At 69.1% G+C, this 7,631-nt stretch carries 5 protein-coding genes; 2 read left to right on the top strand and 3 right to left on the bottom strand.

The genetic code is table 11. From position 1 onward, the window contains the following. On the bottom strand, positions 1-481 hold a 481-nt coding region (locus N4P33_RS29855; protein ID WP_260830066.1), incomplete at its 3' end, for a hypothetical protein. Between the two features lie 67 nt (positions 482-548). Beyond that, positions 549-1,874, bottom strand: a complete 1,326-nt coding sequence (locus tag N4P33_RS29860) for a DUF2252 domain-containing protein (RefSeq protein WP_260830067.1) — start codon at positions 1,872-1,874, stop codon at positions 549-551. Positions 1,875-2,088: 214 nt separating this feature from the next. Between N4P33_RS29860 and dnaE the strand changes: the two genes are divergently transcribed. Next, a complete protein-coding gene (dnaE, locus tag N4P33_RS29865; RefSeq protein WP_260830068.1) occupies positions 2,089-5,628 on the top strand; it encodes a DNA polymerase III subunit alpha in 3,540 nt (1,179 codons plus the stop codon). Between the two features lie 109 nt (positions 5,629-5,737). Here the strand turns inward: dnaE and N4P33_RS29870 are convergent, their stop codons facing one another. Beyond that, positions 5,738-5,905, bottom strand: coding sequence for a hypothetical protein (locus N4P33_RS29870; RefSeq protein WP_260830069.1), 168 nt, complete (start codon positions 5,903-5,905; stop codon positions 5,738-5,740). Positions 5,906-6,126: 221 nt separating this feature from the next. Here N4P33_RS29870 and N4P33_RS29875 point away from each other — a divergent pair, with 221 nt between their 5' ends. Beyond that, positions 6,127-7,341 (top strand): NYN domain-containing protein, encoded by a 1,215-nt coding sequence (locus N4P33_RS29875; RefSeq protein WP_260830070.1) that lies wholly within the window; start codon positions 6,127-6,129, stop codon positions 7,339-7,341. Positions 7,342-7,631: the final 290 nt, after the last annotated feature.

Below are 7,631 nucleotides of genomic sequence, written 5' to 3' on the forward strand. Positions count from 1 at the left end.
ACGCCGCCGCGAACAGGCCCACCCCGATGTGCGCGCCGAGCAGCAGCCACGCCGTGCCCGGGTCGGCCTGCGCGAGCAGCGCCGCCAGCCGGTCGCCGCCCGTCGCGGCGCCACCGGTCATCCGGGCCAGCGGGGTGCCCACACTCGTGCCGTCACCGCACAGCACGTCGAAGCCGACCGAGCGCAGCGGGCCCGCGACGGGGCCGCCCATCCGGCCGTAACAGACGTGCTGGCCGGTGGTGAACACCGTGTCGGCCGCCAGCTCCAGCGGGATCAGCAGTGCGGCGATCCGCCCGAAGGAACGCTCCCGGCCCGCCAGCGCGTACGCCAGGACGAACACGGCGGCGGCGATCGCGGCCACCGTGTTCAGCGGCAGGGGAGCCCCGGACAGCAGCACGTGCGACGCGGTGCTGAGCGTCACGACCACTGCCGTGAACAGCGCCGCGCGGACGGCTCTGAGCTGGGTTCCGGATATGTCCATGGCGGGGAAAGTGTGTCACGTGCTCCGGTAAGGGATTCCTAAAGGGTTCCTGTGGACGGCCGGACGATCACAGGCCAGGGATCCTGCCGTTGCGGAACAGGTCCAGGAAGATCTGGTGGTCGCCGCGGGCGCGTGCGCCGTAGGTGTGGGCGAAGTCGACCAGCAGCGGGGCCAGGCCCTCCTCGTCGGCGGCGATCGCCGCGTCGATGGCCCGCTCCGTGGAGAACGGCACCAGGGACTCGCCCGAGGTGTCGTCCGCCGCCGCGTGCATCGTGGCCGTGGCCCGGCCGAGGTCGGCGACCACCTGGGCGATCTCCTCCGGCTCGTCGATGTCGCCCCAGTTCAGGTCCACCGCGTACGGCGAGACCTCCGCGACCAGCTGCCCCGCCCCGTCCAGCTCGGTCCAGCCCAGCCACGGGTCGGCGTGCGCCTGCAGGGCGCGCTGGGAGATCACCGTGCGGTGCCCCTCGTGCTGGAAGTAGTCCCGGATCGCCTGGTCGGTGATGTGGCGGGAAACCGCCGGGGTCTGCGCCTGCTTGATGTAGATCACCACATCGTTCTCCAGGGCGTCGCTGTGCCCTTCGAGCAGGATGTTGTACGACGGCAGTCCGGCCGAGCCGATGCCGATGCCGCGGCGGCCCACGACGTCCTTCACGCGGTAGGAGTCCGGGCGGGCCAGCGAGGCGTCCGGCAGGGTCTCCAGATAGCCGTCGAAGGCGGCGAGCACCTTGTAGCGCGTGGCCGCGTCCAGCTCGACCGCGCCGCCGCCGGAGGCGAAGCGGCGCTCGAAGTCGCGGATCTCGGTCATCGAGTCCAGCAGGGAGAAACGGGTCAGCGAGCGGGCGTCACGCAGCGCGTCCAGCAGGGGGCCCTGCGCGGTGTCCAGCGTGAACGGCGGGACCTCGTCGCTCTTCGCGCCCGTCGCCAGCGCGTGGATGCGCTCGCGGTAGGCGGCCGCGTAGACCTCCACCAGCTCCGTGATCTGCGCGTCGCTGAGCGCCTTCGCGTAGCCGATCAGCGCCACCGAGGCGGCGAAGCGCTTGAGGTCCCAGGTGAAGGGGCCGACGTACGCCTCGTCGAAGTCGTTGACGTTGAAGACCAGGCGGCCGTTCGAATCCATGTACGTGCCGAAGTTCTCCGCGTGGAGATCGCCGTGGATCCACACGCGCGAGGTGCGCTCGTCCAGGTACGGGCCGGTCCGCTTCTCCGCCTGGAGGTCGTGGTAGAAGAGGCACGCCGTCCCCCGGTAGAACGCGAACGCCGAGGCCGCCATCTTGCGGAACTTCACGCGGAACGCGGCCGGGTCGGCGGCCAGGAGCTCGCCGAAGGCGGTGTCGAGGACGGTGAGAATCTCCTCACCGCGGTGCTCGTCGTTGAGCTGCGGGACCGACATCGCTGGGTGCCTCCTGGTGCGGGACGTCTCGTCGGACGGCCGGGCCGGGCCGTCCGGATGTCTAACGTGTGACGGTTCACGGGAGTGCCCGTGACCCCCGCCCGAAGGTACGCGTGGAGGGCCCCCGAGTGTCAGTGCCGGGGCATAGACTTCGACGCTGACCACAAGACTCGCCGCCCGTCCGTCACCAGCTGTTCTCCTTGGAGGCCGCACCGTGTCAAAGCCGCCGTTCACGCACCTGCACGTCCACACCCAGTACTCGCTGCTGGACGGTGCCGCGCGGCTGAAAGACATGTTCAACGCCTGCAACGAGATGGGCATGACGCACATCGCCATGTCCGACCACGGCAACCTGCACGGGGCGTACGACTTCTTCCACTCCGCGCAGAAGGCCGGAATCACCCCGATCATCGGGATCGAGGCATATGTCGCCCCCGAGTCCCGGCGCAACAAGCGCAAGATCCTCTGGGGCCAGCCCCACCAGAAGCGCGACGACGTCTCCGGTTCCGGTGGTTACACCCACAAGACGATGTGGGCGGTGAACAAGACCGGCCTGCACAACCTCTTCCGCCTCTCCTCCGACGCGTACGCCGAGGGCTGGCTGCAGAAGTGGCCCCGGATGGACAAGGAGACCATCGCCCAGTGGTCCGAGGGCATCGTCGCCTCCACCGGCTGCCCCTCCGGCGAGGTCCAGACCCGGCTGCGCCTCGGCCACTTCGACGAGGCGCTCAAGGCCGCCGCCGACTACCAGGACATCTTCGGCAAGGACCGCTACTTCCTGGAGCTGATGGACCACGGCATCGACATCGAGCACCGGGTCCGCGACGGCCTCCTGGAGATCGGCAAGAAGCTCGGCATCCCCCCGCTGGTCACCAACGACTCGCACTACACGTACGCGCACGAGGCGGGGGCGCACGACGCGCTGCTGTGCATCCAGACCGGCAAGAACCTCTCCGACCCCGACCGCTTCAAGTTCGACGGCACCGGCTACTACCTCAAGTCCACCGACGAGATGTACGCCATCGACTCCTCGGACGCCTGGCAGCAGGGCTGCGCCAACACCGCCCTGATCGCCGAGATGGTCGACACCACGGGCATGTTCCAGAAGCGCGACCTGATGCCCAAGTTCGACATCCCGGAGGGCTACACGGAGGTCAGCTGGTTCCGCGAGGAAGTCATGCGCGGCATGCAGCGCCGCTTCCCCGACGGCATCCCGGACGACCGCATGAAGCAGGTCGAGTACGAGATGGACACCATCATCTCGATGGGCTTCCCCGGCTACTTCCTCGTGGTCGCCGACTTCATCATGTGGGCCAAGAAGCAGGGCATCGCGGTCGGCCCCGGCCGAGGCTCCGCGGCCGGCTCGATCGTCGCCTACGCCCTCGGCATCACCGACCTCGACCCCATCCCGCACGGCCTGATCTTCGAGCGGTTCCTCAACCCCGAGCGCATCTCCATGCCGGATGTCGACATCGACTTCGACGAGCGCCGGCGCGTCGAGGTCATCCGGTACGTGACGGAGAAGTACGGCGCCGACAAGGTCGCCATGATCGGCACCTACGGCACCATCAAGGCGAAGAACGCCATCAAGGACTCCGCGCGCGTCCTGGGCTACCCGTACGCGATGGGCGACCGCATCACCAAGGCGATGCCCGCCGACGTCCTCGGCAAGGGCATCCCGCTGTCCGGCATCACCGACCCCAGCCACCCCCGCTACTCGGAGGCGGGCGAGGTCCGGGCGATGTACGAGAACGAGCCGGACGTGAAGAAGGTCATCGACACCGCGCGCGGCGTGGAGGGCCTGGTCCGGCAGATGGGCGTGCACGCGGCCGGCGTGATCATGTCCAGCGAGACCATCACCGAGCACGTGCCGGTCTGGGTCAGGCACACCGACGGCGTGACCATCACGCAGTGGGACTACCCGAGCTGTGAGTCGCTCGGCCTGCTGAAGATGGACTTCCTCGGCCTGCGCAACCTCACGATCATGGACGACGCCGTCAAGATGGTGAAGGCCAACAAGGGGATCGACATCGATCTCCTGAGCCTCCCGCTCGACGACCCCACGACCTTCGAACTACTCCAGCGCGGCGACACCCTCGGTGTGTTCCAGTTCGACGGCGGCCCGATGCGCTCCCTGCTCCGGCTGATGAAGCCGGACAACTTCGAGGACATCTCCGCCGTGTCGGCCCTGTACCGGCCGGGCCCGATGGGCATGAACTCCCACACCAACTACGCCCTGCGCAAGAACGGCCAGCAGGAGATCACCCCGATCCACCCCGAGCTGGAGGAGCCGCTCAAGGAGGTCCTGGACGTCACCTACGGCCTGATCGTCTATCAGGAGCAGGTGCAGAAGGCCGCCCAGATCATCGCCGGTTACTCGCTCGGCGAGGCCGACATCCTCCGCCGTGTGATGGGCAAGAAGAAGCCGGAGGAGCTGGAGAAGAACTTCGTCATCTTCCAGGCCGGCGCCCGCAAGAACGGCTACAGCGACGAGGCCATCCAGGCGCTGTGGGACGTGCTGGTGCCGTTCGCCGGCTACGCGTTCAACAAGGCGCACTCCGCCGCGTACGGCCTGGTCTCCTACTGGACCGCCTACCTCAAGGCGAACCACCCCGCCGAGTACATGGCGGCGCTGCTCACCTCGGTGAAGGACGACAAGGACAAGTCGGCCGTCTACCTCAACGAGTGCCGCCGCATGGGCATCAAGGTGCTCCCGCCGAACGTCAACGAGTCCGAGGCCAACTTCGCCGCCCAGGGCGACGACGTGATCCTCTTCGGCCTCTCCGCGGTGCGCAACGTCGGCACCAACGTCGTCGAGTCGATCATCAAGTGCCGCAAGGCCAAGGGGAAGTACACCTCCTTCCCCGACTACCTCGACAAGGTCGACGCGGTCGTCTGCAACAAGCGCACCACCGAGTCGCTGATCAAGGCCGGCGCCTTCGACTCCATGGGGCACACCCGCAAGGGGCTCACCGCCCAGTACGAGCCGATGATCGACAACGTGGTCGCGGTCAAGCGCAAGGAGGCCGAGGGGCAGTTCGACCTCTTCGGCGGCATGGGCGAGGAGCAGGCCGGCGAGCCCGGCTTCGGGCTCGACGTGGAGTTCACCACCGAGGAGTGGGACAAGACCTATCTGCTCGCCCAGGAGCGGGAGATGCTCGGCCTGTACGTCTCCGACCACCCGCTGTTCGGTCTGGAGCACGTGCTGTCCGACAAGGCCGACGCGGGCATCTCGCAGCTCACCGGCGGTGACTTCGGCGACGGCGCGGTGGTCACCATCGGCGGCATCATCTCCGGCCTCCAGCGCAAGATGACCAAGCAGGGCAACGCATGGGCCATCGCCACGGTGGAGGACCTCGCGGGCTCCATCGAGTGCATGTTCTTCCCGGCGACGTACCAGCTGGTGTCGACGCAACTCGTCGAGGACGCGGTGGTGTTCGTCAAGGGCCGCCTCGACAAGCGGGAGGACGTGCCGCGCCTGGTTGCGATGGAGCTGATGGTCCCCGACCTGTCCAACGCGGGGACGAACGCGCCCGTGGTGCTCACCATCCCGGCGACGCGTGTGACGCCGCCGATGGTCAGCCGCCTCGGCGAGATCCTCAGTCACCACAAGGGCGACAGCGAGGTCCGTATCAAGCTCCAGGGGCCGACGAAGACCACGGTGCTGCGGCTCGACCGGCACCGGGTCAAGCCCGACCCGGCCCTGTTCGGTGATCTGAAGGTCCTGCTTGGCCCGTCCTGCCTGGCCGGCTGACCGGGCTGACGGCGCTGTCGGGGCACCGCCGACGCGCGTGAGGGGCGCTCCCGATGCCGGGGGCGCCCCTCGTGCTGTGCCTGGGTCTCAACAACCCGTTATGAAGATGTCAGTTGTGGCCGAAGCGCTTCTGCCGGCCCTTGCCGTGGACGACCTCCGAGGGGGCCGCCTGCGAGGTGCGCTGCTCGTCCGGCGTCTCGATCGCGGACGGCTGCGACGCCTGCTGGGCGCGCTGGTTCTGCGGCTGCTTACGGTCACGGTTCTTGTTCTTGGCCATGGTGATGCCTCCTGTGGGGGACTAGGGGCCAGGGCCAGCATCAGATTCACATAGTCGTATTACCGGCGCATGTTGGACAATTACCGTGTGTGACAGGCGTGGTCGGAGGAGGAAGTGTGGAAACGCCACGCCGAAGATCGAGTTCGGGCCGTTAACCCCGGCGTGGTCGGGCAGACTCGAAGCAAGCCCGAAGCAAACCTCCCGGAAAGAGGGTGGATCGCGTGGACCGCTGCATCGTCCTGGTGGACGCCGGGTATCTGCTGGGGGCCGCCGCCAGTCTCCTCGCCGGGGAGCCCTCGCGGTCCCGGATCACCGTCGACCACGCCGCCCTCATCCAAGGGCTGCGCGAACGCGCCGAGTCCGACACGCAGCAGCCGCTGCTGCGCATCTACTGGTTCGACGGCGCCCCCGACCGCGTCCCGCAGCCCGAACACCGCAGGCTGCGCGTGATGCCCCGGGTCACCGTGCGCCTCGGCGCGCTGACCCGCAGCGACGGACGCTGGGCGCAGAAGGGCGTGGACGCCGCGATGCACGCCGAGCTGACCGAACTGGCCCGCAACCGCGCCTGCTCCGACATCGTGCTGGTCACCGGCGACGGTGATCTGCTGCCGGGGATGATGGCCGCCAAGGAGCACGGCGTCGCCGTGCATCTGTGGGCCGTGCAGGCCGCCGACGGCGACTACAACCAGTCCGAGGACCTGGTCGCCGAGGCCGACGAACGCCGGGTGCTGGACCGTGCGTGGATCATCAAGGCGGTGCGGGCCAAGGAGTTCACCGGCGTGTGCGCGCCGCCGCCCGTCGCCCGGCCCGAGATCGCCGCGATCCTCTCCGCGCCGCTGCCCGAGTCGGCGCTCACGGCGACAGGGGACCGCAGCGCACAGGAGGCACCGCATCCGGCCGCCGGTGCCGCGTCCAACGGCACGGCGGAACGGGCTCCTGCGGCGAAGGGTGTGCCCACGCCGAAGGATCTGGCCGCGCTGCGTGCCCCCGGCACCGCCGCGCCGCCCGCGCCGCCGGCCTCCGCCACGCTGCGGTGGTCCTCCGACAAGGGGTGGGTGGACCGGCCTGTCGCCGAGCCGCCCGAGGCCGCGTCCATGCCGACGCTGGCGCAGCTGACCACGGCGGAGCAGCGGTGGGCGGATCGGGAGGAGGACATCACCACGGTCGGCGGTGATCCCTACGAGGTGGGGCAGGTCTTCGCGCGGCGCTGGGTGGAGCGGCTGGGCGATCAGAGCCACCTGCAGAAACTCTCCGGGATGTACCCGCGCATTCCGCATCGGATCGATGGCGAGCTGCTGCGTTACGCCGCGCGGTTCGGGCTTCTCGCGCACAAGGACGACCAGATCGATGAGAGGGATCGGTACGCCATTCGGGCGGGGTTCTGGCGTGAGGTCGATGTGCGGACGGGGACGGAGCGGGCGGCTGCCGCCGAGTGAGCTCGGTGTCGCTGGCCCGGTGTTGCTGCTGGCCGGGGGTGGGTCGCGCGGCCCGGCGCTGACGGGGTGCCGTCCGCGCCCACCCTCCCCCACTCTCGGCTTCTCCCCCACTCTCGGCTTCTCCCCCACTCTCGGCTTCTCCCCCACGCTCGGCTTCGCTCGCGCGGGGGGACCCCCATGAGCGGGGGGACCCCCATGAGCGGGGGGACCCCCATCGCCCTGGGGGCACCTCCCAGGCCCTTAAGGCACTGGGGGAGGCACGACTGCCGCGGGATAGACGGGTGGGCGGG

The organism is Streptomyces sp. 15-116A (assembly GCF_025290915.1).
In the GTDB taxonomy this organism is placed as follows: Bacteria; Actinomycetota; Actinomycetes; order Streptomycetales; family Streptomycetaceae; genus Streptomyces.